The sequence below is a fragment of the Herbaspirillum chlorophenolicum genome, from assembly GCF_001189955.1.
GTDB lineage: Bacteria > Pseudomonadota > Gammaproteobacteria > Burkholderiales > Burkholderiaceae_D > Herbaspirillum > Herbaspirillum chlorophenolicum.
Genome location: NZ_LFLT01000004.1, coordinates 47337 through 70950 on the forward strand (window position 1 = coordinate 47337; position 23614 = coordinate 70950).

The window sequence follows — 23614 nt, forward strand, 5'->3', positions numbered from 1 at the left end:
TTGTCTTGCACGGAATTGGATAGCGGCATGAACAGCACAACTGACTCTTCGCAACGCGTGGTGCGCATCGGCGCCGGCGCCGGCTACTCGGGCGACCGTATCGAACCGGCACTGGAACTGGCCGAGAAAGGCGATATCGATTACCTGGTATTCGAATGCCTGGCCGAACGCACCATCGCCATCGGCCAGCAAGCGCGCCTGGCCGACCCGGCCAAGGGTTACGACCCGCTGCTGGCCGAACGCATGCATGCGGTACTCAAGACCTGCGCCGAAAAGGGCATCCGCATCATCACCAACATGGGCGCGGCCAATCCGCGAGCCGCCGCGCGCCGCATCCGGGAAATCGCCCAAGAGATCGGCCTGAAGCAGCTCAAGATCGCTGCCGTCAGCGGCGATGACGTGCTGGATGTGCTCAAGCGCGGCAATTTCACCATCGAAGACAACGGCCAGCCAGTCGCCTCGCTGGGCGACAAGCTGATCTCGGCCAACGCTTATCTCGGCATCGCTCCCATCGTCGAGGCGCTCGAAGGCGGCGCCGATGTCGTGGTCACCGGCCGCGTGGCCGACCCGGCGCTGGTGCTGGCGCCGCTGGTGCATGAATTCGGCTGGGCCGCGGACGATTGGGACAAGCTGGGCCAAGGCACGCTGGTGGGCCATCTGCTGGAATGCGCCGGCCAGATCACCGGCGGCTACTTCGCCGATCCGGGCAAGAAGGATGTGGCAGGACTGGCGCGGCTGGGCTTCCCCATCGGTGAAGTCAGCGCCGACGGCAGCGTGGTCATCACCAAGGTGGCCGGCTCCGGCGGCCAGGTGACGGCGCAAACCTGCAAGGAGCAATTACTCTACGAAATCCATGACCCGCGCAGTTACTTCACGCCGGACGTAGTGGCCGATTTCTCTCAAGTGCAAATCGCGGAGATCGGCCCGGACCGCGTGGCCGTCAGCGGTGGCCGCGGCCGCCCCCGCACTGCCACGCTCAAGACTACGCTGGGCTACCGCGACAGCTTCATCGGCGAAGGCCAGATTTCCTATGCCGGCCCGGGCGCCCGGGCACGCGCGCAACTGGCGCTGGACATCGTGCGCGAACGCCTGCAGCTGACCGGCGTGCAAGCCGACGAATTGCGCTTCGACCTGATCGGCATCAACGCCATCTGCGGCGATGAAATGTCGGCCGCCGGCGCTGCCCACGAACCGTTTGAAGTGCGCGCCCGCGTCGCCGGCCGCACCGCCGGCATGAAGGAGGCCGTGCGCATCGGCAATGAAGTCGAGACGCTCTATACCAACGGCCCGGCCGGCGGCGGCGGCGCCACCAAATCGGCGCGCGAAGTGATCGCGGTGCTGTCCATGCTGCTGCCGCGCGAACTGGTGGACACATCGGTCCATTTCGAGGAGATCTGACATGCTGCTGCGTGACATTGCCCATTCCCGCGCCGGCGACAAAGGCGACATTTCCAACATCTCCGTGATCGTCTATCGCCAGCAAGACTATGCCCTGCTTGAGCGTGAACTTACGGCCGAACGTGTGCGCGAGCATTTCGCCGGCGTCGTGCATGGCGAGGTGGTGCGCCATGCGCTGCCGCACCTGGGCGCCCTCAACTTCGTCATGCAAAAAGCACTGGGCGGTGGCGTCACTCGCTCATTGGCATTGGATGCACATGGGAAATCGCTCTCGGGAGCGATGCTTAATTTGCATTTGAACGAAAAATAATTCGTTCCGACGCAAGATTTTCATCGGAATAAGGTGCTGGCATTCGCAAACGAAATATCTTTCTGCCATTTCACTTTATCGGCAATTGCGCTCTGTTGGTGGTGCATACACAGAAGTTGAGCCAGGGGACGTTTGCAGGCTCGCCTTAAAAGATTTCCAAAGGGAAATCATTTCTTGGAGCCTGTGCCGATATCGTGCATTCAGCCCGCATTACTACCAATAATGCGGCTGTCCAAACACGGCAAGATTTGGTATCGTCCCGCCGTTATCGATTCCTCGCACCGGATCAGTCTGTTCCTGATCGCCCCCTTCCCGTTATGAAAAAACCAATCCGACTCGGCACTCCGCTTTCCCCATCGACGACCAAAGTCATGCTGCTCGGCTCCGGCGAGCTCGGCAAGGAAGTCATCATCGCGCTGCAGCGCCTGGGCGTGGAAGTGATCGCCGTGGACCGCTACGAGAATGCGCCCGGCCATCAGGTCGCACATCGTGCCCACGTGATCAACATGACCGACGGCGCCGCGCTGGCGGCACTGATCGAAAAGGAACAGCCGGATTTGGTGGTGCCGGAAATCGAAGCGATCGCCACCGAGACGCTGGTCAAGCTGGAAGAAGCCGGCAAAGCCCGCGTCATCCCGACCGCGCGCGCCGCCTGGCTGACCATGAACCGTGAAGGCATCCGCCGCCTGGCCGGCGAGACCCTGAACCTGGCGACCTCCCCCTACCGCTTCGCCGACAGCCTGGAAGAGCTGCAGGCTGCCGTCCAGCAGATCGGTTTCCCGTGCGTGATCAAGCCGGTGATGTCCTCCTCCGGCAAGGGCCAGTCGAAGATCGATGGCCCCGATGAAGTCGAGGCTGCGTGGAACTACGCCGCAGCTGGCGGCCGCGTCGATGCCGGCCGCGTGATCGTGGAAGGCTTTATCGATTTCGATTATGAAATCACCCTGCTGACCGTGCGTTCGCTCAATGAAAACGGCGACACCATCACCAGCTTCTGCGACCCCATCGGCCACGTGCAGGTCAAGGGCGATTACGTTGAATCCTGGCAGCCGCATCCGATGCCGGCGGCCGCGCTGGAAAAGGCCCGCGACATCGCCCGCAAGGTCACCGAGAACCTCGGCGGACTGGGTCTGTTCGGTGTCGAGCTGTTCGTCAAGGGCGACATGGTGTGGTTCTCCGAAGTCAGCCCGCGTCCGCACGACACCGGCATGGTCACCATGGTCAGCCAGGTGCAAAGCGAATTCGAACTGCATGCCAAGGCCATCCTCGGCCTGCCGATCAACACTGCGCTGAAGACCCCGGGCGCTTCCGCCGTGATCTACGGCCAGCACGATGCCCGCGCGATCGCCTTCGAAGGCGTGGCCGATGCATTGCGCATCCCCGGCGCGGACATCCGCCTGTTCGGCAAGCCGGAATCCTTCCAGCGCCGCCGCATGGGCGTGGCGCTGGCCGCCGGTGAAAACATCGAATCGGCCCGTATCCGCGCCAAGCAGGCTGCGGCCAAGGTCAAGCCGGTGATTCCCGAATAAGGACGCATAGCAAGCTGCTGCCCCCTGCTCCGGGCTCCGATGCGAATCGGAGCCCGATTTGTTTTCGCCTTCCCAAACGCTCTAAACAGTTTCCACCGCAACGGTGGTTATAATCACTGCCCCACCCCTAACACAACAGCAGTGTTGCTCACGATCATGAAGTTCGATGTCGCCATCATCGGCAGCGGTCTGGCCGGTCTTTCCGTTGCACTCCACCTCGCCGAAAAACACCGGGTCGTCGTCGTCTCCAAGGGCGAACTGCTCGACGGCGCCAGCAACTGGGCCCAGGGCGGCATCGCTGCCGTGCTCGACTCCGGCGACAGCCACAGCCAGCACATCGCCGACACCTTGGTCGCCGGCGCCGGGCTGTGCGACGAAGGCGCCACGCGCTTCATCGTCGAACATGGCCGCGAAGCCATCGAATGGCTGATCGAACAAGGCGTGCCGTTCACCCGCGACGACAGCGCCGAGCTGGGCTACCACCTGACGCGCGAAGGCGGCCACAGCCAGCGCCGCATCATCCATGCGGCCGACGCCACCGGCCATGCGGTACAGGTAACCCTGGAGCAGCGCGTACGCACGCATCCCAACATCACCCTGCTGGAACACCACTGCGCGATCGACCTGATCCATGCCCGCAAGCTCGATCCCCGCGCCGAGGCGCGCTGCCTGGGCGTCTATGTGCAGGATACGGAGTCGGAACGCGTGCTTTCCATTGCCGCACGCCATACGGTGCTGGCCACCGGCGGCGCCGGCAAGGTCTACCTGTACACCTCCAACCCCGATTCGGCCACCGGCGACGGCATCGCCATGGCCTGGCGCGCCGGTTGCCGGGTGGCCAATATGGAATTCATCCAGTTCCATCCGACCTGCCTCTACCATCCCTACGCCAAGTCCTTCCTGATCAGCGAAGCGCTGCGCGGCGAAGGCGCGCACCTGCTGCTGCCGCAGTCGGCCGGTGCGGCGGCAGGCACGCGGTTCATGCCGGAGCATGATGAACGCGCCGAACTGGCCCCCCGCGACATCGTGGCGCGCGCCATCGACTTCGAGATGAAAAAGCGCGGCCTGGACCATGTCGACCTCGACATCAGCCACCAGAGCCCGGAATTCATCCGCGAACATTTCCCGACCATCATGGCGCGCTGCCTGGAGTTCGGCATCGATATCACCAAACAGCCCATCCCGGTGGTGCCGGCCGCGCACTACACCTGCGGCGGCGTGGTCACCGACATGGCCGGCCGCACCGACATGCCGGGCCTGTATGCCGTCGGCGAAACCGCCTACACCGGCCTGCATGGCGCCAACCGGCTGGCCAGCAATTCGCTGCTCGAATGCCTGGTGCTGGGCCGTTCGGCGGCAAGCGATATCGAACGGGAACTGGCCGCCAACGCAAGGCCCGTCGCCGACGTGCCGCAATGGGATGAAAGCCGCGTCACCGATGCCGACGAGGAAGTGGTCATCGCCCACAACTGGGACGAGCTGCGCCGCTTCATGTGGAACTACGTCAGCATCGTGCGCACCGACAAGCGCCTGGAACGCGCCCAGCACCGCATCCGCCTGCTCAAGGAAGAGATTGACGAGTACTACGCCAACTTCCGCATCACGCGCGACCTGCTGGAACTGCGCAACCTGGTCGACGTGGCCCAGTTGATCGTGGCCAGCGCACTCACCCGCAAGGAAAGCCGCGGCCTGCATTTCAGCCAGGATTACCCGCGCACGCTGCCGCGCGCCACGCCGACCATCCTGCCGGGGTTATAAGCCCGTCCGGCGGCTGCGCGGCCGATGACGCCGCGCAGCATCGAATCCCCTTGCCATGCCGCCCTGCGCGCGACTAGCATCGACAAGAGCGTGTCGGGCCCAGTCCATTCCAGCCTTGGGATGCACGGCGCAACACGCTCCAGGCATGGCGCGCTGCGCCAGCGAACGGCCAAGGAGGTCATCATGAGCATCACCCGCATCAACAGCTTCCGTGCGCAAGAACATCACGCCAGCGACCTGAAGAACTTCCTGATGGGCATCCTGCCCGCCGTGCGCGCCTCCGCCGGCTGCCAATCCTGCGAACTGCTGCAAGACCACGGCGATCCGCGCCGCATCGTCATCGTCGAGGTCTGGGACAGCGTGGAAGCACACAAGGAATCGCTGCGCCACGTGCCGCCCGAAAGCATTCGCCAGGCCAAGGAATTCCTGGCCGAGCCGCCCACCGGCGCCTACTATTCCTGAGCTGATCAGGATGCGGTGCAATCGCCGCTCTGGTGTAATATCCGCCATCGATCATCGGCCATTTCCCGCCTGAGAGGCGTATTCAGGCAACTGGCCGTTTTCCCTATTTCATTGCGGAATACCCACCGTGCGACGGCCCTTTTTCCTATTTCCGCGCAGCCATCTGCGCCTGTCCATCCCGTTCATTTATCTGGCGACCCTGGCCCTGGCGGCCATCCCGAGTGCACCGGCCAAGGCCGACGAGCCTGCTGCGGGCAAGCAGCGCCCACGCATCTGCCTGGTACTGTCCGGCGGCGGCGCGCGCGGTTATGCCCACCTGGGCGTGTTGCAATACCTGGAAAAATTGCACGTCCCGGTCGATTGCATCGCCGGCACCAGCATGGGGGCGCTGATCGGCGGGCTGTACGCCAGCGGCATCCCGGCCGACGAGCTGGAAAAGCGCCTGGCCGCCACCAACCTTTCCGATATCGCCTTCGATCGCAGCGAGCGTTCGCGCCTGCCGCAATCGCAGCGCGAGGACGAATTCCAGTACCCGATTTCACTGTCGGCCGGTTTTGACGGCGACAAGTTCAAGCTGGCTTCCGGCCTGGTCCAGGGCAATAACCTGCTGTCGCTGCTGCAGAACTGGACTGCGCAATTGCCGGCCAATATCGAGTTCTCCCATCTGCCGATCCCCTTCCGCGCGGTAGCCACCGATCTCGGCAAAGGCAGCGAAGTGGTGCTGGAGAACGGCTCCTTGCCGCGTGCCATGCGCGCCAGCATGGCGGTGCCGGGGCTGTTCGCGCCGTTTCGCATCGGCGAGCGCACGCTGGTCGATGGCGGGCTGGTCAGCAACCTGCCGGTGCAGACCGCGCGCGACATGGGCGCCGACGTGGTGATCGCGGTCAATATCGCCACCCCGCTGCAAGACGCTGCGCAATTGCAGTCGCCGACCGCGGTGGCGCAGCAGATGGTGGGCATCCTGATCCAACAGAACGTGAAGGCGCAAAAAGCCCTGCTCGGCAAGTCGGACGTACTGATCGAACCGATGCTGGCGGGCATGTCCTTCACCGACTTCGCGCGCGGCAAGGATGGCATCAACGCCGGCTGGGACGCGGCGCAACAGCAAAACGCCCGCCTTACCGAACTGTCAATGTCGCCCGCGCAATGGCAGGCCTATCAGGCCGAGCGTGCACACAACGGCACTACGCTGGCCGAAGGCACGCGCATCGACACCATCGAGATACACAACAACACGCGCATTCCCACCGACTACGTACGCAGCAAGCTGACAGTGAAGGAAGGCGACATCTACGATGGCGCCGACCTCAACCGCCAATTGTCGGCGCTGTCGACCAATGGCGACTTCAACGGCGTGACGCAGGAAATGATCACGCGCGACGGCAGCAACGTGCTGGTGATCGACGCGGAAGCGAAATCCTGGGGGCCGCAATACCTGCTGTTCGGCCTGGGCCTGTCCAACAGCTTCAACGGCCGCGGTGGCTACAACCTGCAGATCGGCCACCGCTATCCGTGGATCAATGCCAGCGGACTCGAATGGCGCAACGACCTGGTACTGGGCAATACGCGCCTGAGCCTGCAAAGCGAATTGCGCCAGCCGATCTGGGGCAGCACCGGAGCCTATATCGCCCCCTATCTGGAGTTCAGCCGCCGCTATCTGGATTTGTATTCCGACGGCAGCGATGTCAAGGCATCGCCGGTCAACGAATATCGCCTCGACACCGCCATCGCCGGAGTCGATCTGGGATTGCCGCTGGCGCGCCTGGGTGAGGTGCGGCTGGGCGTGAACTATCGCCATCAGCGCTACTCGCCCAACTACGACTATCCGCTCGGCTATGGCGTGAACTTCCCCAGCGGCAGCGACAGCCAGCCCACGGCCCGCCTGCGCGTGACCATCGACCAGCTGGATGATGTGCTGTTCCCGCGCAAGGGTTACTACGCCTATGCCGAGGTCAATCGTGGTTTCGGCAACAATGACGCGCGCTATTCCGACATCCAGGCCAAGGGCTTATGGGCCTTCAGCAGTGGAGTCAACACCATCAACGTCGCCCTGGAAGGTGCACGCAGCCTGTCCGCCAACGAAAACAGCCTGGGCAGCAACGGCATAGGATTCACGCTCGGGGGCTTCCAGCGCCTGTCGGCCTACGCGCAGGATCAATTCTCCGGCAACTACCTGCTGTACGCCCGCCTGACCTGGCTGCGCGACCTCAACCAATACAGCCTGGCCGGCTTGCGCAACCCTGTGCTGGGCACCAGCCTGGAAGCGGGCAACGTCTGGCAAAGCAAGGAGAATTTCGGCGATGGCCCCTACAAGACCAGCGCCAGCGTCTTTTTGGGCGGCAATAGCGCGGTCGGGCCGATCTACTTCGGCGTCGCAGTGGGGCAACGCGGCGTGTGGAACGTGTACATGCAGTTAGGCCGGGTGTTCTGACCTTGGCCTGATGTGGTACTGCCTCAGTCTTGCGGCGGCGCTTCGCCGGCGGCATCGCCGCCCCGCTCCCGCCTGCGGGGGCGGAACTCCTGGGGCGGGAAGCCGAAAAACTCCAGGATGCTGTTGGCCACCTGGTCGCGGTCATTGTCCACGCAAATCATGTGGTAACTGTTTTCCAGCACCACCACGCGCGCGTCCGCGATCTGCCCCTTGAGGTAATCGGCCGAACGCAGGCTGGTCAGCTCATCCTCGCGCGCATGCACCACCAGCGTGGGCGCCTTGATGTTCCTAGCGCCGCCCATGGCCCAGGCGCGCAGGCGGTCCACCTGCCGCACGCAGCTCAGCGGCACCCAGCGGTAATGGAAATTGTCGCCGCGCTCGAACTTGGCCTTCACCACGGCACGCACCAGCGTGTTCTTGATGCCGTAGGGCTCGCCCTCTTCCACCTTCATGCGCGCGGCCACGCCGGGAATCAGATAGAACAGCGAACGCAGCATGGCATACCAGGGCGTGGACCAGCCGTCGATATAGATCGGCGGCGCCAGCGTCACCAGCTTGCCCTGGGCCGCGCTGTGCTGGACGCGCTCGGCCAGCGCCAACGCTACCAGCGCGCCCATGCACATCCCCATGATATGCAATTGGTCGTACTGCGGCTGCAGTTCGCGGTATTGCGCCACCACGGCGTCTATCCATTGCTCGGCGCGCACGCTCACGAGATCCTCCGGCGTGGTGCCGTGGCCGGCCAGGGTAATGGCGTGCGTTTCCACCCCGGCCTTCTTCAGGATTTTGTTCAGCGAGCCCAGATCGTACTGGGTACCGCCCAGCCCATGAATGAGCAAGGCGCCGACACGGCCGCTCATTACACGCCCCGGCCTTCAGCCGTATCCTGCGCCTTGTCGGAGAAACGCCAGACGCCGGCCACCAGCGCCAGCCGGTCTTCGGCGTCCAGCAGGCTGCGGCTGCTATCCAGCACGACTGCGCCGCCGTCTTGCAGGCGAAACGGCATGTCGGCGCGCTCATCGCCGTCATCCCCGTCCAGCCAGCGCTGGCGCAGGCGCGCCTGGTCCAGCGGCGACACCCGCCGGAGTACCTGATCGAGCGTATGCAACTGCGTCGCCGGAGATCCCAGCAGCGCCTCGACATCGCCGCTCCAGGTGAAGACGAGTTGCTGCGGATCGAGCGTATAAGCCAGCTGGCGGCTGGCCGACAGCGACAGCTCGACCTCGTTTTTCCAGCGTGCGACATCCTCGTGCAATTGCTCGCGGGTAGTCTTGAGCGCACTGATCAGCAACGATAGCAGCGACGCCACCGCCAGGTAAACCTGCAGCTCCAGCAACGCATTGCTGGAATGCAGCTGCACCAGCTCGACGAAGGGGCCGCGGCCCAGCGAGTTGTAGACGAAGGCCATCAGCGACAGCACCGCCACCGACAGCGCGCCGCCGCGCCCGCCCCACAGCAGGGTCACCAGCGCGATGAAAAACAGGGGAACGTAAGTTGTGGAGAATTGGACATCGAATACCAGGCGGTCGATGTGGCTGTCGAAGGCCATGTAAGCCGACGCGACCATGGCGACGAAGGAAGCCAGGCCCAGCAGGAACTCCGTGCGGGCAATGCCGCCGGAGCGGGTCGCGCGAAACTGCGACCAACCGGCCAGCACCGGCGTCATGATCAGGATGCCGACCAGGTCGGACAGCGCCCAGATGCGCAGGGTCTGCAAGAACGACAAGCCTTGCGTCAGCTGGAACCAGGCGGCGCCGAAAATGCCGCTGACCACGCTCGCGCTCACGCCGATGATCAGCAGGCCGCGCACGAAGAACAGCCCCTCCATCGGGAAGGGTGCGCGCCGTACCAGCCACACGACAATGGCGGCCACGCCGATCTCGTCCAACGAAAACAGCATCATGCGCCATAGTTCGCGTTGCTCGATCCAGCCCAGCAGCACCTGGGCCGCCACCAGCAGCACCAGCAACGGGAACCAGCGCGCGGTCGGCGTCAGCAGCAGCGCACCGACGGTGATGCCGGCCGGCAGCCAGATATAGCCGCTGGCGATGAATGCCCCGTTGAGCTCATGCGACGCGAAGCCGAACAGGAAATACACGACAGCCCACGCCAATGGCGCAACAAGATTGTTTGATTTCACAATGGAGTCCCCGGAAATGAAGGTGGCGATGCCTGCGCGATCTCGGCCGCGGCAATGCCGGCCATTCTATCAGGCAGACTCGCGGCTGCCGTAGCGGAAAACGGCAGATGCCGACGGAACTCGCAGGGCGGGCCATAAAAAAACGCCGCGTTGGACGCGGCGTTTTTTCGGCAGCGCAAACGGCCGATACTCAGCCGATCACGCGCAACGAGAAATCCGCCGCGCGGATGTCCTTGGTCAGGCTGCCGATGGAAATGCGGTCCACGCCGGTGTCGGCAATCGCGCGCACGGTCTCCATGTTGATGCCGCCGGAAGCCTCCAGCACGGCGCGGCCGGCATTGTAGGCTACCGCTTCGCGCATCATGTCCAGCGAGAAGTTGTCGAGCAGGATGGAAACGGCGCCGGCGGCCAGTGCCTCCTTCAGTTCCGCGATGTCTTCCACCTCGACCTGGATGGTCACGCCTGCGCCCAGCTTCTGCGCGGCGTTCATCGCGGCGGTGATGCCGCCGGCCGCAGCGATGTGGTTTTCCTTGATCAGGATGCCGTCGTACAGCGCCAGGCGCTGGTTCGCGCCGCCGCCTACGCGGACCGCGTATTTCTGCGCCAGGCGCAAGCCGGGCAAGGTCTTGCGGGTGTCGAGGATACTGGCCCGGGTGCCGGCCACCACATCGACGTAGCGCCGGGTGGCGGTGGCCACGCCCGACAGCAATTGCAGGAAATTCAAGGCGCCGCGCTCCGCGGTCAGCAAGGCGCGCGCCGGGCCTTCGATGGTGCAGACCTCGGTGTCGGGTTGCATCAGGTCGCCTTCGGCATAGCTCCAGCTGATCTGCAGGCGCGGATCGAGGCGGGTCATGACGGCCTCGAACCAGGGCGCTCCGCACAGCACGGCGGCTTCGCGCACGATCACGCGCGCCTTTACGAATTCGTTCTCCGGCACCAGGAGGCCGGTGTAGTCGCCATCCCCCACGTCCTCGGCGATGGCCTGGTTGACGTTGGCGTCGAAAGCGGCATGCAGCGCGGTATCGAACGGTGCGAAGGGGTTGCGCAGGCTGCTGGTGGCGCTGATGCTGCTGGGGCTGGTTTTGATGGCGTGGAGTGTCATGCTGGGCCGATTCCTGCAAACAGGGTCTGTTCGTTTTCAAGCCGCGCCGAAGGGCGGACGTTGGCTTTCTTTTTGGCTGCGAAATCCAGCATGCGGTCGATGCACACCACGGCTTGCTTGCCGACAGCGGGATCGACGTGAATCTCGTTGGCTCCGGTTTCCAAAACGTGCAGCAAATTCTGCAAGCCGTTCATCGCCATCCAGGGGCAATGCGCGCAGCTCTTGCAGGTGGCGCTGTTGCCGGCCGTGGGCGCGTCGATGAACAGCTTGCCGGGCGCGGCCTGGCGCATCTTGTGCAAGATGCCGTTATCGGTCGCCACGATGAACGATGGCGCATTGGAGGCCTGCACGGCGGCGATCAGCTGCGAGGTCGAACCGATCACATCGGCCTGGGCCACCACTGCCGCGGGCGACTCCGGGTGAACCAGCACCAGCGCCTCGGGATGCGCGGCGCGCATCAGCTCCAGCTCGGTGCCCTTGAATTCATCGTGCACCAGGCAGGAACCCTGCCACAGAAGCATGTCAGCGCCGGTCTGCTTCTGGATGTAGCTGCCCAGATGCTTATCGGGCGCCCACAAGATCTTCTTGCCCTGCGCGTGCAGCGCCTGCACGATTTCCAGCCCGATCGACGAGGTCACCATCCAGTCGGCGCGCGCCTTCACGGCGGCGCTGGTGTTGGCGTAGACCACTACGGTGCGGTCCGGGTGCTGGTCGCAGAAGGCGGCGAATTCGTCCGGGGCGCAACCCAGGTCGAGCGAACAGGTGGCATCCAGGTCCGGCATCAGGATGCGCTTTTCCGGGCTCAGAATCTTGGCGGTCTCGCCCATGAAGCGCACGCCGGCCACGATCAGGGTCTTGGCCGGATGGTCGCGCCCGAAGCGCGCCATCTCTAGCGAATCCGACACGCAACCGCCGGTTTCCTCGGCCAGGTCTTGCAGGTCGGCGTCGACGTAATAGTGCGACACCAGCACCGCTTGCTTTTCCCTGAGCAGTTGCTTGATGCGCGCCTTGAGGCTGGCGCGCTCCTCTACGCTGGGCGTCGGCGGTACCTTGGCCCAGGCGCTGGCGGTACAACTCCCGCCGGTCTCCATTTGCGGCCGCTCGAATTCGACGACCTTGGTTGCTGTTGCTTGCATGGCAGTGGGATGGCTCTGCAGGTTATTGGATACCCTGGCTGGCCAGGTAGTCTTCATAGTTGCCCTGGAAGTCGACGATTTCATTGTCTTTCACTTCCAGGATGCGGGTCGCCAGCGAAGATACGAATTCCCGGTCGTGCGATACGAACATCAACGTACCGGCGTATTTCTCCAGCGCGATGTTGAGCGATTCGATCGACTCCATGTCCATGTGGTTGGTCGGTTCGTCCATCAGCAGCACGTTGTGGCGGCCCAGCATCAGCTTGCCGTACATCATGCGCCCTTTCTCGCCGCCGGACAGCACCTTGACCGATTTCTTGACGTCATCGCCCGAGAACAGCAGACGACCCAGGATGCCGCGCACGGCCTGGTCATCGTCGCCTTCCTGGGTCCACATGCCCATCCAGTCGGTCAGGGTCTCGCCCTTGGCGAATTCTTCGGTCGGGTCTTGCGGCATGTAGCCGACGTTGGCGTTCTCAGCCCACTTCACCAGGCCGGAATCCGGATGCAGGCCGGTAACGTCGCCGCCGATGCTGCGCAACAAGGTGGTCTTGCCGGCGCCGTTGGCGCCGATGATGGCGATCTTTTCGCCGGCTTCGACCATGATGCTGAAGTTCTTGAAGATGTCGCGGTCGTAGGTCTTGGCGATGCCCTGGGTTTCCACGGCCAGGCGGTGCAGCTTCTTCTCGCCTTCGAAGCGGATGAAGGGGTTCACGCGCGAAGACGGCTTGATATCCTCGACCTTGATCTTGTCGATCTGCTTGGCGCGCGATGTCGCCTGGCGCGCCTTGGACTTGTTGGCCGAGAAGCGGCGCACGAAGTCCTGCAATTCCGCGACCTTTTCCTTGGCCTTGGCATTGACCGCCAATTGCTGCGCGCGCGCCTGCGACGAGGCCAGCATGTAGTCGTCGTAGTTGCCCGGGTAGACCTTCAGCGTGCCGTAGTCCATGTCGGCCATGTGGGTACAGACCTGGTTCAGGAAGTGGCGATCGTGGGAAATGATGATCATGGTGGAATTGCGCTCGTTGAGCACGTCTTCCAGCCAGCGGATGGTGTTGATGTCCAGGTTGTTGGTCGGTTCGTCCAGCAGCAGGATGTCCGGATTGGAGAACAGCGCCTGCGCCAGCAGCACGCGCAGCTTCCAGCCAGGCGCGACGTTGCTCATCGGTCCCTGGTGCTGTTCGATCGGCACGCCCACGCCCAGCAGCAGTTCGCCCGCGCGCGCTTCGGCGGTGTAGCCGTCGTACTCGGCGAACTTGGCTTCCAGGTCGGCGGCCTTCATGTAGTCGTCGTCGGTGGCTTCCGGATTGGCGTAGATGGCATCGCGCTCGGACATCGCCGCCCACATCTCGACGTGGCCCATCATCACCACATCCAGCACGCGCATTTCTTCATAGGCGAACTGGTCCTGGCGCAGCTTGCCCAGGCGCTCGTTGGTGTCCAGGCTGACGTTGCCGGCCGATGGCTCGAGGTCGCCGCCCAGGATCTTCATGAAGGTCGACTTGCCGCAGCCGTTGGCGCCGATCAGGCCGTAGCGGTTGCCGTCGCCGAACTTGACGGAGATATTCTCAAACAACGGCTTGGCGCCGAACTGCATGGTGATGTTAGCGGTGGATAGCACTGCGAAAAACCTTTTCTAAAATGAAACTTGCGCGCGGCAAAAAGCGGACATTGCCGCAAAGCGCGCCAAAACAAGCGAAAACGGCAATTTTACCACTGCGAGCCAGTGCCGGCTTGCCTTGCAGCCCTTCTGCGAGCCGATCAGCAATCCAAGATGCGGCACCAACTTTCCCGACGGCAAGCGCTGTACATGCACATCCGCCCCTGGAAGCTACAATGGCCGGGATTTTTAGCCGACCGCACCGACTCCAAGCGGCTTCGCTGCATTGAAATGAAGACGATATGACGCAAGCAAAAAAGATGCCCCGCCGCACCATTCCTGCCGCCCTCACCGCTTTTGCCATCGCTGGGATGGGACTTGCCGCGGCCAGCCATGCTGCCTACAACATCTGGACCGGCGAATACAGTGTGTCAAAAAAGGAATTGGAGACGGCGATCGCGCCGCAGTTTCCGCGCAAGCTGCGTTACATGGAAATTTTTGAGGTCACCCTGAGCAACCCGCGGCTGGGAATGGATCCGGCCAAGAACCGCCTGACCACCGTGGTCGACGCGCAAATCGCCAACCCGTTGCTGCTGGCCAGGCCGGTCAATGCCGCACTGACCATGAGCAGCGGCTTCAAGTACGATGCCGCCACGCGTTCACTGCGGCTGGATTCGCCCAAGGTGGAAAACGTCGACTCGCAAGACCTGCTGCCGCAATATGGCCAGCAGTTGAGCGCACTGGGCAATGCCGCCGCCGACAAGCTGCTGCGCGACTACGCGGTCTATACCTTCACGCCCGAGCAGCTGCAAATGAACGGCAAGCGTTTCGAACCGGGCAAGATCACCGTGGAGAAAGATGCGGTGAAGGTGGAAATCAAGGAACAGTGACAATCAGCGTGCATGCAATGTCGGGTAACCCGACAGCGTCAACGCGAAGCCTTCGGCCCCCTTCGAGTCCAGTGCCGCGTGTGCGCCCACCGGTAGCGTAACCAGGTCGCGCACATGGCCGAACGGCAAGCCGGTGATGATCGGCGTGGCGATGCGCTTGCGTAAAAAGGCCAGCATCTCGCCGAAGTCGTAGCCGTTGTCGACCTCCCCCAGCCGATAGCAGGAGAAGTCGCCCAGCACGATCGCCTTTTGCCGTGCCAGTACGCCGGCATGCTCCAGTTGCAGCATCATGCGCTCGACGCGGAACGGATGCTCGTTGACATCCTCCAGGTACAGGATGCCGCCATCGACCTGCGGAAACCACGGACTGCCGACCAGGTGCGCCACCATTGCCAGGTTGCCGCCCCACAGCTTGCCTTCGCATTGCAGGACAGGGCTTTGCGGGTCGGTCCAGCGGTCGCCGTTGGGCGCCCGGTCGGCGCCGGCCGGGCCGGTGTAGTTGCGCACCACAGTCTGCGGTGAAGTCAGGGTTTTCCAGAACGTCGCCAATGCCTGCCAGTTCGGCTGCTCGGCCCCAAAATCACCAGCCAGCATGGGGCCCTGGAAACCGGCCATGCCCACCAGCTTCAGCAAGGCGAATTGCAGCGCGGTGACGTCGCTGTAGCCGACCAGCAGCTTGCCGCTGGCGGCCAGTGCGGGGATATCCAGCACCGGCAGGATGCGGCTGATGCCATAGGAACCGCGCAGGCACAGCATCACATCGATGTCCGGGTCGGCCGCTGCTGCCATCAGTTGCGCTGCGCGCTGCTCGTCGGTGGCGCCGAAGCGCTGGAACCGCGTCTGGTGGCTGTAGAAATTACGTACGCGGCATCCCAGCGATTCCAGCAGGGCCACGCCGCGATCCACGCCGGCGGGATCGCCGGCATGGCCGCACGGGGCGACGATCGCCACCCCCGTGCCGGCAGGCACCAGTCCATCGAGTAGTTCACGGCCTGCGGCCGGCGCTGCTTCAGTCATTCACGCTCACCTTCGTCATTGGTTTGCTCATGCAAGGCCGCTTCGGTATCCTCGGCCAGCTCTGCCGCTCCCGCCTCGGCGGCGTCGAGCAGGCGCTGCCGCTTCACTTCCTCGCGCCGCATGGCGAAAAAATCCTTCAGCAGCTGGCCGCACTCTTCGGCCATCACGCCGCCCAGGAGTTCAGTATGGTGGTTCAACTTTTCCTGTTCGAACAGGTTGAGCACCGAGCCGCACGCGCCAGTCTTGGGATCTGCCGCGCCGTACACCACCCGCGCCAGACGCGCGTGCATCATGGCGCCCGAGCACATCACGCAAGGCTCCAGCGTCACATACAGCTCGCAGCCCGGCAGGCGGTAGTTGCCCAGTTTTTCGGCAGCGATGCGCAGCGCCATGATCTCCGCATGCGCGGTCGGGTCGTGCTTGCCGATGGGCTGGTTGAAACCGCTGGCAATCACCACGCCGTCCTTGACCACCACCGCGCCGACCGGCACCTCGCCCAGTGCCCAGGCGTTATTTGCCTGGTCCAGCGCGGCGCGCATATGGCGCAGGTCGTCTTCGGTTTGCATGGCCTCATCCATCGGTATCAATCCGCAGTGACTTCAGCCCAGCAATTGGGCGTCTCGTGCAGCACCAGTTTTTGCAGGTGCAGTCCGGTGCCGTAGCGGTCCTTGTAGGCCGCCTTGAGGATATTGAACGCGGCGCGCGCCAGGTTTTCCACGGTCGGGATGCTGTCGATGACGACCGTCTTGTGGCCCGGCAGGCTGGCCAGGAAGTCACGCACCGGCGTGTCTTTTTCATAGACCAGGAAGGCATGGTCCCAGACGTCGACCAGATGTTCCTTGGCCAGCGACTTGATGTCGGAAAAGTCCATGATCATGCCATTGTCCGAGTTGCCTTCGATGTCGATCACCGCGCCGGTCAGCGTGATCTCCAGCGTATAGCGATGGCCGTGCAGGTTGCGGCACTGGCTCTTGTGGTCGGGGATGCGGTGGCCGGCATCGAATTCGAGTTTGCGGGTGATCGTCAGCATGAATGGTTTTCTGAGAGGGAAGCCTGCCCCGGCGCACAAGGCGCAGCATGCGCACCGGGCGGCAATAAGCGATTGTAATCAATCGGCACGGCCCCGCGTCAGCGGATTGGCCATGCCGGGTATGGGATCGGGATGATCTTCAGGGGATATTGAGCAGCTTGTGGGTCTGGATGCTCAGCTTCCACTTCGGATTGCCCTTGACCATCTCGATGGCCAGCCTGGTATTGGCCGCGGCATCCGGCCCGTCCATGGGCTGCAGCAGGAAGTGGGTGAAATCGAGCGTCTCGTACTCGGCCAACGGTTGTCCGGCCTGCGGCACCACGACCTTGAGTTCGCTGCCCCGCTTCACCTTCAGCTCCGAACCCATCTTGGGGCTGACGCAGATCCAGTCCACGCCGGCCGGCACCGGGATGGTGCCATTGGTCTCGATGGCAATCTCAAAACCGGCGGCATGCATGGCATCGATCAACGGCCCATCAAGCTGCAGCAGCGGCTCGCCGCCGGTAAACACCACGTACTTGCTGGGTGCATAGCTCGCCGGCCACAGGCTGTTTATCCTGGCGGCCAGTTCTTGCGGCGACTTGAACTTGCCGCCGTTCTCGCCATCGGTGCCGACGAAATCCGTATCGCAGAACTGGCAGATGGCGCGGCTGCGGTCTTCCTCCCGCCCGGTCCACAAATTGCAGCCGGAAAAACGGCAAAATACCGCCGGACGACCTGCGTGGGCGCCTTCGCCTTGCAAGGTGTAGAAGATTTCTTTGATGCTGTAAGTCACGATATCGGTGCGGGAAGGCATAAAACGGGCTGAAAGAAGCCCCCAACTGCCGGAGGATTTCCTAAGCGCCTGATATTTCGGGATATTTTCCGAACGTCCAAGGGCGACATTATAGCGGGACGACAGGCCTGGCGCAGCCGCCGGCTACTGCCAGCGGCTACATCCTTGTTGTTTCGGATACGCATAGATGCTTCATTGGGGGCTTGCTATTTCGAATAAGCCCACATAAAATGAGTGCTTACTCATTCATTATTTCAAAAGCAAACATGGCCCGCCCTAAAAGCGAAGACAAACGCATCGCCATCCTCGCCGCCGCCGTCCAGGTGATTGCCGAGTTGGGCACGGGCGCGCCAACCTCCAAGATAGCCAAGGCAGCCGGGGTGGCTGAAGGCACGCTGTTCACCTATTTCATCACCAAGGACGAGTTGTTGAACCAGCTCTACCTGGAGGTGAAGTCCACGCTGCACGCGACGATGATGGAAGGTTTTCCGCACGGCGCGCCGCTGCGCGAGCGGGTGCGGCATGTGTGGCACGCTTATGTGCATTGGGGCGCCCAGAATCCGGCGCGGCGCAAGGTGATGCAGCAATTGTCGGTATCGGCTGCGGTCATGCCCGCTACCCGCGCCAAGGGTGCCGAAGCCTTTTGCGAGATCAGCGAATTGATCGCCGAAAGCGTGTCGATCGGCATGCTGCGCGACCAGTCGCCGGATTTCGCCGGCGCCATCATGAGTTCGCTGGCGGACATGACGATTGACTTCCTGCTGCGCCACCCCGACCAGGAAGAGAAGTACTGCGAGGCAGGCTTCATCGCCTTCTGGAATGCCATTGGCGGCAAATGACTAGCCGTCCCCTGGGTCGGCATTAACGGTGAAGCGGATTGTTCCGCTTCTTTTACATGGCAATAAATGAGTGATTAAACACTCATAAAACTGAGCATCATATCAACCAACGAAAGGAATCAATCATGTCCCATCCCTCCCAAGTCTGGTTCATCACCGGCAGCGCCAGCGGCCTCGGCCGCGACATTACCGAAGCCGCGCTGGCCGCCGGCCACAAAGTAGTTGCTGCAGCGCGTACGCCGGCGCAACTGGCGGATCTCGTCCAGCGCTATCCCGACCGATTGCTGCCGGTGCCACTGGATGTCACCGACCGCCCCGCCATCGGCCGCGCGGTGGAGCAAGTCATCGCTGCCTATGGCCAGATCGACGTACTGGTCAACAATGCCGGCTATGGCCAGATGCTGCCCTTCGAACAGATGAGCGAAGCCGACTACCGTGCCCAGATCGATACCAACTTCTACGGTGTGGTCGACGTCACGCGCGCAGTGCTGCCCTTCATGCGTGCACGGCGCAGCGGCCATATCATCAATGTGTCATCGGTAGGCGGACGTATCGGGATGCCGGGCTTGAGCGCCTATCAGGCAGCGAAATGGGCCGTGGGCGGGTTTACCGAAGTGCTGGCGATGGAGACCGCCCCGTTGGGCATCAAGGTCACTGCGCTTGAACCCGGCGGCATGCGCACCAATTGGGCCCAACGCGCGCGCGGCAATGCCCCCGATGTGATGCCCGATTATGAGGAGTCAGTGGGCAAGTGGATGAAGATGCTCAGCGGCGTGGCCGGCACCGAGCACAGCGATCCTGCGCGCGTGGCACAGGTGGTATTGAAGCTGGCCGTGCATCCGGCCCCGCCGATGCACCTGATGCTGGGCGAGGATGCCTTGCATTACTTCGGCCTGATCGACCAGCAGCGCGTAGCCGACGCCGAGCGCTGGAAACACGTCACCACGTCGACCGGCTATTCGGATCTCCCGGTCCCCGAACTGCCGGCAGAATAAGCCGCAGCATGCACCACGCCCTATCCCGCAATGAAAGGAAACACGATGAAAGTATTGATCTTCGGCGCCAGCGGCATGGTCGGCCTGGGTGTACTGCGCGAATGCCTGGTCGCCGCCGATGTCACGCAGGTCACCACCGTGGGGCGCGGCCCGGCCGACACCAGCCTGTTCCGCAAGGATAGGCTGGACGCCGGCTTCAACCAGGCGCTCAGCAGCAAACTGCGCCAACTGGTGCATGCCGACATGTTCGACTATCGCGCCATCGAGTCCGAACTGGCCGGTTTCGACGCCTGTTTCTTTTGCCTGGGCGTGTCATCGCTGGGCATACGCGAGGATGAATATGCCCGCATCACCTATGACCTCACGATGGCGGCGGCGCGCTCATTGCAGCGGCTGAATCCGGGCATGACCTTCATCTACGTCTCCGGCGCCGGTACCGACAGCAGCGAGCGCGGCAAGAGCATGTGGGCGCGGGTCAAGGGTGCGACAGAGAATGCGCTGCTGCGCCAGGGTTTTGCGCATGCCTGCATGTTCCGTCCCGGCGCCATCATCCCGATGCATGGTGTGCGATCGAAGACGCCAGCCTACCGCTTGCTCTATCCGGTGCTACAGCCCTTGCTGCCCCTGCTGCGCGCACTCTGGCCGGACAAGATCCTGACCACCGAACTGATCGGCAAGGCCATGCTGGAAGCCGTCCGACACGGCGGCGAAAAAGGCGTGCTGGAAACGGCCGATATCCACCGGCTAAGCCTGCGTGCTGCCTGACGTGAGGAAGAGGCCTTAAGCCTGTTCCTCGTGAGTCATCATTGCGCCACCTCGAAACTGAGCGTGGCCACGTGGCGCACGTCCGTGAATTCCTTGCCGTCGATGGTGACCGAACCGTTCACCTTGGCCGTCACTTCCAGCACGTACAAACCCGGAAACGGCGTGCCCAGCGTGACGGTGCCATCCTTGGCAGGCGTCAGCACACGGCGCCAGCCTTCGGATGTCTCGACGTTGACCTGGGAAGCGGCCACCGCATTGCCCTTCCACATCAGCCGGAAAGTGTTGCCGCCCGGTGCGGTAGGCACCAGCTCGAGGTCATTGACGGCCTCGGTCTCGCCGCGGCCATAGCGGGCCTGGTAGAACACTACGGTGTTCTTGCCGGTAATTTCGCGCGCGGAGAAACGCAGGTCGCCGCCTGCCGGCGCCTTGTCGATCTGCAAGTGGTCGCCCACCGTCGTCACCGGCAGGCTGGCGGCCTCATCCGATGGAAAGGCTTTTGGCATGTCGATCTGCGGCATGGACACATCGCGCTTGGCCAGTTCGCCGGAATAGACGCGGAAACGTCCATTGGACTGCCCGCCCGCGCTATCTTTCTCCAGCCACAGGTAATTGGCATAAGCGGGATTGGCCAGCGCCAGCGAAGCGGTCAGTGCGACGGCCGTCATCAGCTGCTTGCGGCCGGTAACCAGGCGACTGGATACCGACATCGGCAATGAGGCATTTTTCTTTGTCGTCATGATCATGATAGTGGTGGTTTTTGCGTTGAATTCAAAGGAGCGGCACGGTAGCAAGTCATTGCGCAACACGTAAAGATGATAATTATTCTTATTTGAATTCTACCCGTTGATCCGCATTCGCTCCATTGATAATCAATTCAAAACGTAACCGGGGAAAGACCGTTTGCCCTCCTGCCTATTGCGTGCTTCCCCCCTACCCGTTCAAAAACTGTATTTTGCCGTCAGCATGATATTGCGCTCGGCGCCACGATAGAAACTGCCGTAGGCGTGGCCGACAAAATAGCGGCGGTCGAAGAGATTGGTGGCATTGAGGGCGAACTTCCACGGGCCGGTTTCATAGCGCAATGCCCCGTCAACCAGCGTGTAGCCCGGCTGCGAGCTGGTGTTGGCCGCATCGTCCCAGGTCTTGCCGAAGTGGCGCACGCCTGCTCCCACGCTCACCCCCGGCAGCCAGGCATCGGCCGCGTAGTCGAACCAGAGCGTGGCGCTGCGGCGCGGCGTCAGGATCGGCATCTTGCCGATCTCGGATGGGTCGGCGCTTTCCCGCACTTGCATGTTAAGGGCGGTAAAACTGGCGGTCATCTTCAGCCGTTTGGTCAGCGCTGCCTTGCCTTCCAGCTCCAGTCCGCGGGAACGGACCTTGCCGATCTGGCGCGCCTCGAAGGTATTCGGGTCGTAGCTGACCACGCCGGATTTATTCAGGTCGAACAGCGCTGCGGAGAACGACACCGAACCATCGGCCGGCATGTACTTGATGCCGATCTCGTCCTGCCGCGCATGGCTGGGAGTGAAGGCGCGTCCAGCCGCATCCACGCCGACATTGGGCAAGAAGGATTCGGCGTGGCTGACATACGGCGCCCAGCCGTTGCCGACCAGGTAGTTGATGCCGATGCGGCCGCTGAAGGCTTCGTCGTTCTGGGTGGTGCGGATGCTGTTGAAACGATCGTTGTTGTCGGACTTGACACTGTCGTAGCGGCCACCCACGGTCAGCCGCCAGGCTTCGCCCAACGCCACTTGGTCCTGGGCATAGATACCCAATTGGGTGCTGGTCTGCTGAATATCGCCGGCCGGCGTTTGCGGTTCGGGGATCGTGATTCCGTAGATCGGGTTGTTCATATCCAGGCTGGGCGCGGCCCCGGTGTCCCGCCGCCAGTTGGCGCGCGCACGGCTGTAATCCACGCCCACCAGCAGCTTGTGGGCAGTCGCCCCCAACATCACGTCGCCCGACAGCGAAGTGTCGATGGCCAGGTCGTTGACCGATTCGACGTCATGCCGCGCCTGGCGCAGCAGGGTCACGCCGTCGGTATCGAGCGACGACTGGATATGATGCTTGTCCATGCTGCGGTAAGCGTAGCGCGCCTTCTGGCGCAGCGCCCAACCGCCGCCGAAGAGATGCTCCAATTGATAGCCGAAGGCGTCGGTATTGGTCTTGATACGGCTGTAGGTCGGATCGCCCTCCTTCACCGATGTCGGCTGGCCGTTGGCGCCGGTGACGAACTGCACATCGTCGGAAGCGTCGTCGCGCAATATCTCGGCCTGCAGCACCAGCGAGGTCTGCGGCGAGATCTGCCAGCGCAGCGAGGGCGCCAGATACTGGCGCTTGCGCTTCATGCGCTCGCCATTGGGGTACTGCTCCTGGGTGCCGGTATCCAGGTCCAGCCCCACCACGCGAAACAGAAGCTTGCCGTCTTCGTCGATCTTGCCGCCGACATCGGCCGCTATCTGGCGGCGGTCGAAGCTGCCCAGCTGCGCCACGATCTCGCGCGGGGCGTCGGCCGACGGCAGCTTGCTCACGCGGTTGACCACGCCACCGGCATCGCCCTTGCCGAACATCACGGACGACGGCCCACGCAGCACTTCGATGCGTTCCAGGCCATACATTTCAGTCTGCACACCCAGGAAAGTGAGGCCGACGTTCTGGATCAAGCCATCGCGGTAGCTGCCGGTATACCAGCCATCGAAGCCGCGCAGGATCACCCAGTCGGGTGCGCGAGAATCGAACCCGTAGGGATTGACCAGCACCCCCGGCGTCTGCGCCAAGGCATCGGTGAGTGTGGTGGCGCCCTTGTCCTCCGCCTCCTGCGCGGTGATCACCGACACCGACTGCGGCACTTCCAGGAGCGGCGTATCGGTCTTGGTGGCAGTCACGGCACGGCGCGCCACGTAGCCGCCGCCGGCAATGTCGGTTTCCGCATCGGCGCTCACCCGCACCTCCGGCAAGGGTGCAGCGGCCCCCACGGCGCCCGCTGCAGCCGGACGCACCACGTAGCCGGCCGCCGTCCGGGCTGCGGCGTGGCCGCTTCCCTTGAGCAAGGCGCCGAAGCCCTCTTCCACCGAATAGCTGCCTTTCAGCCCCTGCGACTGCAAGCCCTTGAGGCTACTCGCATCCATCACGATGGCGACATTGGCTTGCTGCGCGAAACGGTTGAGTGCATCGGCCAGCGGGCCGGCGGGAATGTCGTAGGAGGCAACCTGGCGCACCTGGGCCTGGACCGGCGCGGCGACGGTGCTGGCCCCGATGCCCAGGCAGGCGACGCGCACGGCCAGCATCAAAGGATGGAAGCGCATGACGCGGCGGCGGGAAGACGAGGAATTAGCCGAATAATGGGAATGCAGGCGATCGCAAGGCATGGATGTGGTTCCGATGATTGTTCTTGCTCCCTTGACGTTTGAAAACGCCGAAGTGGAACCATCCACGCC

21 protein-coding genes are annotated in these 23614 nt (G+C 63.1%); 10 read left to right on the forward strand and 11 right to left on the reverse strand.

The features are described 5' to 3' along the window. The first annotated feature begins 27 nt into the window (after positions 1 to 27). From AKL28_RS04360 to AKL28_RS04385, 6 genes are all read left to right on the forward strand, one after another. Positions 28 to 1398: an acyclic terpene utilization AtuA family protein gene (locus AKL28_RS04360; RefSeq protein ID WP_050466841.1), complete on the forward strand. Its 1371-nt coding sequence runs from the start codon at positions 28 to 30 to the stop codon at positions 1396 to 1398. 1 nt (position 1399) lies between these two features. Then, complete coding sequence (locus tag AKL28_RS04365) at positions 1400 to 1708, forward strand: AtuA-related protein (protein ID WP_050466842.1); 309 nt, start codon at positions 1400 to 1402, stop codon at positions 1706 to 1708. A gap of 317 nt (positions 1709 to 2025) precedes the next feature. Next, complete coding sequence (gene purT, locus AKL28_RS04370) at positions 2026 to 3237, forward strand: formate-dependent phosphoribosylglycinamide formyltransferase (RefSeq protein ID WP_050466843.1); 1212 nt, start codon at positions 2026 to 2028, stop codon at positions 3235 to 3237. Between the two features lie 156 nt (positions 3238 to 3393). Then, positions 3394 to 4995, forward strand: coding sequence for an L-aspartate oxidase (nadB, locus tag AKL28_RS04375; protein ID WP_050466844.1), 1602 nt, complete (start codon positions 3394 to 3396; stop codon positions 4993 to 4995). A gap of 183 nt (positions 4996 to 5178) precedes the next feature. After that, positions 5179 to 5457, forward strand: coding sequence for a putative quinol monooxygenase (locus AKL28_RS04380; RefSeq protein WP_050466940.1), 279 nt, complete (start codon positions 5179 to 5181; stop codon positions 5455 to 5457). Positions 5458 to 5647: 190 nt separating this feature from the next. Then, positions 5648 to 7888, forward strand: coding sequence for a patatin-like phospholipase family protein (locus AKL28_RS04385; RefSeq protein ID WP_414735688.1), 2241 nt, complete (start codon positions 5648 to 5650; stop codon positions 7886 to 7888). Between the two features lie 23 nt (positions 7889 to 7911). Here the strand turns inward: AKL28_RS04385 and AKL28_RS04390 are convergent, their stop codons facing one another. The 5 genes from AKL28_RS04390 to AKL28_RS04410 all read right to left on the reverse strand — a co-directional run bounded on the left by AKL28_RS04390 (position 7912) and on the right by AKL28_RS04410 (position 13887). Then, on the reverse strand, positions 7912 to 8748 hold the full coding sequence (locus AKL28_RS04390; protein ID WP_050466845.1) for an alpha/beta hydrolase: 837 nt from the start codon (positions 8746 to 8748) through the stop codon (positions 7912 to 7914). After that, positions 8748 to 10028, reverse strand: coding sequence for an MASE1 domain-containing protein (locus AKL28_RS04395; protein WP_231602334.1), 1281 nt, complete (start codon positions 10026 to 10028; stop codon positions 8748 to 8750). The genes AKL28_RS04390 and AKL28_RS04395 overlap by 1 nt, the downstream gene beginning before the upstream one ends. Before the next feature lie 190 nt (positions 10029 to 10218). Then, positions 10219 to 11130, reverse strand: coding sequence for a carboxylating nicotinate-nucleotide diphosphorylase (gene nadC / locus AKL28_RS04400; protein WP_050466847.1), 912 nt, complete (start codon positions 11128 to 11130; stop codon positions 10219 to 10221). Then, the gene (gene nadA / locus AKL28_RS04405; RefSeq protein WP_050466848.1) at positions 11127 to 12266 is read right to left on the reverse strand and encodes a quinolinate synthase NadA; all 1140 of its coding nucleotides are present in this window, start codon (positions 12264 to 12266) and stop codon (positions 11127 to 11129) included. The genes nadC and nadA overlap by 4 nt, the downstream gene beginning before the upstream one ends. Positions 12267 to 12288: 22 nt before the next feature. Then, entirely contained in the window at positions 12289 to 13887 is a 1599-nt protein-coding gene (locus AKL28_RS04410) for an ABC-F family ATPase (RefSeq protein WP_082221354.1), read from the reverse strand. 350 nt (positions 13888 to 14237) lie between these two features. On the opposite strand from AKL28_RS04410, the gene AKL28_RS04415 reads away from it, so the two are divergent. Further along, positions 14238 to 14756: a DUF1439 domain-containing protein gene (locus tag AKL28_RS04415; protein WP_231602342.1), complete on the forward strand. Its 519-nt coding sequence runs from the start codon at positions 14238 to 14240 to the stop codon at positions 14754 to 14756. Positions 14757 to 14759: 3 nt separating this feature from the next. Here the strand turns inward: AKL28_RS04415 and ldcA are convergent, their stop codons facing one another. From ldcA to queE, 4 genes are all read right to left on the reverse strand, one after another. Then, positions 14760 to 15773: a muramoyltetrapeptide carboxypeptidase gene (gene ldcA / locus AKL28_RS04420; protein ID WP_050466850.1), complete on the reverse strand. Its 1014-nt coding sequence runs from the start codon at positions 15771 to 15773 to the stop codon at positions 14760 to 14762. After that, the gene (gene tadA, locus AKL28_RS04425; RefSeq protein ID WP_050466851.1) at positions 15770 to 16351 is read right to left on the reverse strand and encodes a tRNA adenosine(34) deaminase TadA; all 582 of its coding nucleotides are present in this window, start codon (positions 16349 to 16351) and stop codon (positions 15770 to 15772) included. The genes ldcA and tadA overlap by 4 nt, the downstream gene beginning before the upstream one ends. Before the next feature lie 5 nt (positions 16352 to 16356). Further along, on the reverse strand, positions 16357 to 16803 hold the full coding sequence (gene queD / locus AKL28_RS04430; RefSeq protein WP_050466852.1) for a 6-carboxytetrahydropterin synthase QueD: 447 nt from the start codon (positions 16801 to 16803) through the stop codon (positions 16357 to 16359). Between the two features lie 139 nt (positions 16804 to 16942). Beyond that, positions 16943 to 17578 (reverse strand): 7-carboxy-7-deazaguanine synthase, encoded by a 636-nt coding sequence (queE, locus tag AKL28_RS04435; RefSeq protein WP_050466943.1) that lies wholly within the window; start codon positions 17576 to 17578, stop codon positions 16943 to 16945. A 266-nt stretch (positions 17579 to 17844) separates the two neighbouring features. Between queE and AKL28_RS04440 the strand changes: the two genes are divergently transcribed. From AKL28_RS04440 to AKL28_RS04450, 3 genes are all read left to right on the forward strand, one after another. Beyond that, positions 17845 to 18417 (forward strand): TetR/AcrR family transcriptional regulator, encoded by a 573-nt coding sequence (locus AKL28_RS04440; RefSeq protein ID WP_050466853.1) that lies wholly within the window; start codon positions 17845 to 17847, stop codon positions 18415 to 18417. A 125-nt stretch (positions 18418 to 18542) separates the two neighbouring features. Beyond that, a complete protein-coding gene (locus AKL28_RS04445; protein ID WP_050466854.1) occupies positions 18543 to 19412 on the forward strand; it encodes an oxidoreductase in 870 nt (289 codons plus the stop codon). A 45-nt stretch (positions 19413 to 19457) separates the two neighbouring features. Next, positions 19458 to 20177: a Rossmann-fold NAD(P)-binding domain-containing protein gene (locus tag AKL28_RS04450; RefSeq protein WP_050466855.1), complete on the forward strand. Its 720-nt coding sequence runs from the start codon at positions 19458 to 19460 to the stop codon at positions 20175 to 20177. A gap of 38 nt (positions 20178 to 20215) precedes the next feature. On the opposite strand, the gene AKL28_RS04455 is transcribed toward AKL28_RS04450, so the two are convergent. Then, positions 20216 to 20914, reverse strand: coding sequence for a hypothetical protein (locus AKL28_RS04455; RefSeq protein WP_231602335.1), 699 nt, complete (start codon positions 20912 to 20914; stop codon positions 20216 to 20218). Between the two features lie 201 nt (positions 20915 to 21115). Next, entirely contained in the window at positions 21116 to 23545 is a 2430-nt protein-coding gene (locus AKL28_RS04460; RefSeq protein ID WP_050466856.1) for a TonB-dependent siderophore receptor, read from the reverse strand. Positions 23546 to 23614 lie beyond the last annotated feature (69 nt).

What these genes read in the sequence shown, in the direction of transcription:
- AKL28_RS04450 (WP_050466855.1), top strand. Translation starts at nt 19,458, where the DNA reads ATGAAAGTATTGATCTTCGGCGCCAGCGGCATGGTCGGCCTGGGTGTA.
- AKL28_RS04415 (WP_231602342.1), top strand. Translation starts at nt 14,238, where the DNA reads ATGGGACTTGCCGCGGCCAGCCATGCTGCCTACAACATCTGGACCGGC.
- nadA (WP_050466848.1), bottom strand. Translation starts at nt 12,266, where the DNA reads ATGCAAGCAACAGCAACCAAGGTCGTCGAATTCGAGCGGCCGCAAATG.
- AKL28_RS04360 (WP_050466841.1), top strand. Translation starts at nt 28, where the DNA reads ATGAACAGCACAACTGACTCTTCGCAACGCGTGGTGCGCATCGGCGCC.
- nadB (WP_050466844.1), top strand. Translation starts at nt 3,394, where the DNA reads ATGAAGTTCGATGTCGCCATCATCGGCAGCGGTCTGGCCGGTCTTTCC.
- ldcA (WP_050466850.1), bottom strand. Translation starts at nt 15,773, where the DNA reads ATGACTGAAGCAGCGCCGGCCGCAGGCCGTGAACTACTCGATGGACTG.
- AKL28_RS04380 (WP_050466940.1), top strand. Translation starts at nt 5,179, where the DNA reads ATGAGCATCACCCGCATCAACAGCTTCCGTGCGCAAGAACATCACGCC.
- AKL28_RS04440 (WP_050466853.1), top strand. Translation starts at nt 17,845, where the DNA reads ATGGCCCGCCCTAAAAGCGAAGACAAACGCATCGCCATCCTCGCCGCC.
- AKL28_RS04455 (WP_231602335.1), bottom strand. Translation starts at nt 20,914, where the DNA reads ATGACGACAAAGAAAAATGCCTCATTGCCGATGTCGGTATCCAGTCGC.
- AKL28_RS04365 (WP_050466842.1), top strand. Translation starts at nt 1,400, where the DNA reads ATGCTGCTGCGTGACATTGCCCATTCCCGCGCCGGCGACAAAGGCGAC.
- nadC (WP_050466847.1), bottom strand. Translation starts at nt 11,130, where the DNA reads ATGACACTCCACGCCATCAAAACCAGCCCCAGCAGCATCAGCGCCACC.
- tadA (WP_050466851.1), bottom strand. Translation starts at nt 16,351, where the DNA reads ATGGATGAGGCCATGCAAACCGAAGACGACCTGCGCCATATGCGCGCC.
- AKL28_RS04390 (WP_050466845.1), bottom strand. Translation starts at nt 8,748, where the DNA reads ATGAGCGGCCGTGTCGGCGCCTTGCTCATTCATGGGCTGGGCGGTACC.
- purT (WP_050466843.1), top strand. Translation starts at nt 2,026, where the DNA reads ATGAAAAAACCAATCCGACTCGGCACTCCGCTTTCCCCATCGACGACC.
- AKL28_RS04460 (WP_050466856.1), bottom strand. Translation starts at nt 23,545, where the DNA reads ATGCCTTGCGATCGCCTGCATTCCCATTATTCGGCTAATTCCTCGTCT.
- queD (WP_050466852.1), bottom strand. Translation starts at nt 16,803, where the DNA reads ATGCTGACGATCACCCGCAAACTCGAATTCGATGCCGGCCACCGCATC.
- AKL28_RS04445 (WP_050466854.1), top strand. Translation starts at nt 18,543, where the DNA reads ATGTCCCATCCCTCCCAAGTCTGGTTCATCACCGGCAGCGCCAGCGGC.